General features: G+C 66.1%; 2 protein-coding genes. Both read left to right on the top strand.

Going from position 1 to position 1,389, the window contains the following annotated elements:
* On the top strand, positions 1–928 hold a 928-nt coding region (locus AC1DY5_RS55700; protein ID WP_478122717.1), incomplete at its 5' end, for a phage tail sheath family protein.
* 10 nt (positions 929–938) lie between these two features.
* Positions 939–1,389, top strand: a 451-nt coding sequence (locus tag AC1DY5_RS55695) for a phage tail protein (RefSeq protein ID WP_478122716.1), incomplete at its 3' end; no start/stop codon positions are given.

Genomic DNA, 1,389 nt, shown 5'->3' with positions numbered 1-1,389 from the left:
GGCGAACGCCGACTACATTGGCTCCGCGAGCCTGAAGACCGGCATCTTCGCGCTCGACAAGGCAGACCTCTTCAACCTGATGTGCATACCGCCGGACACCCGCGGCGGCGATACGCCCGCGGCGGTCTACCAGGCGGCGATGGCCTATTGCGCGACGCGCCGCGCAGTGTTGCTGGTCGATCCGCTGGCCGCCTGGGGACAGGTCAAGGAAACCGCGGCAGCGAGGGCTTCCGACCCGTCGACCGGCGTGGCCAGCCTGGGCCTGACCGGCGAGGCGGCGCGCAATGCGGCGATCTTCTTTCCGCGCGTGATCAAGTCTGATCCGCAGCTCAACGGGCAGCCCGACGTCTTCGCGCCCTGCGGCGTGGTGGCCGGCATCATCGCGCGCACCGACGGCACGCGAGGCGTCTGGAAGGCGCCGGCCGGGCTCGACGCAGCGCTCAACGGCGTGCAGGGCTTGCAGGCCAACCTGAGCGATGGCGACAACGGCGTGCTGAATCCGATCGGCGTCAACTGCCTGCGCTCCTTCCCGGTCTCGGGCCGTGTGGTCTGGGGTTCGCGCACGATGCGCGGCGCCGACCTGCTGGCCGACGACTACAAGTACCTGCCGGTGCGCCGGCTCGCGCTTTACATCGAGGAGAGCCTCTATCGCGGCACGCAGTGGGTCGTGTTCGAGCCCAACGACGAGCCGCTGTGGTCGCAGATCCGGCTCAACGTCGGCGCCTTCATGCAGAACCTCTTCCGGCAGGGCGCCTTCCAGGGCCAGACGCCGTCGGCCGCTTACTTCGTCAAGTGCGACAGCGAGACGACGACGCAGAACGACATCAACCTCGGCATCGTGAACATTCTGGTCGGATTCGCGCCGCTCAAGCCGGCCGAGTTCGTCGTGATCCGTCTGCAGCAACTGGYCGGCCAGATCGCCGCCTGAGGAGAAGACCATGGCCCAGTTCACCGTCAACACCTTTCGGGTCGACCCCTACAAGAACTTCAAGTTCAGGGTCAAGTGGGATGGCAAGTACGTCGCGGGCGTGAGCAAGGTCGGCATGCTCAAGAAGACGACGGAGGTGGTCAAGCACCGCGAGGGCGGCGATCCCAGCACCTCGCACAAGTCGCCGGGGCGCACCGAATTCGACGCCATCACGCTGGAGCGCGGGGTGACGCACGACCCCGAGTTCGAGAAGTGGGCGAGCAAGGTCTGGAATTTCGGCGGCGGCCTCGGCGCCGAAGTCTCCCTCAAGGATTTCCGCAAGGACATCATCATCGAGGTCTACAACGAAGCAGGCCAGAAGGTGCTGGCCTACAACGTGTACCGCTGCTGGGTGTCCGAATTCCAGGCGCTCCCCGATCTCGACGCCAACGCGAATGCGATCGCCATCCAGCACCTGAAGC

This window comes from Variovorax sp. P4_D9 (assembly GCF_056401695.1).
The sequence above is the reverse complement of the archived record's forward strand: the minus strand, read 5'-3'. Positions and strand labels throughout refer to the sequence as shown.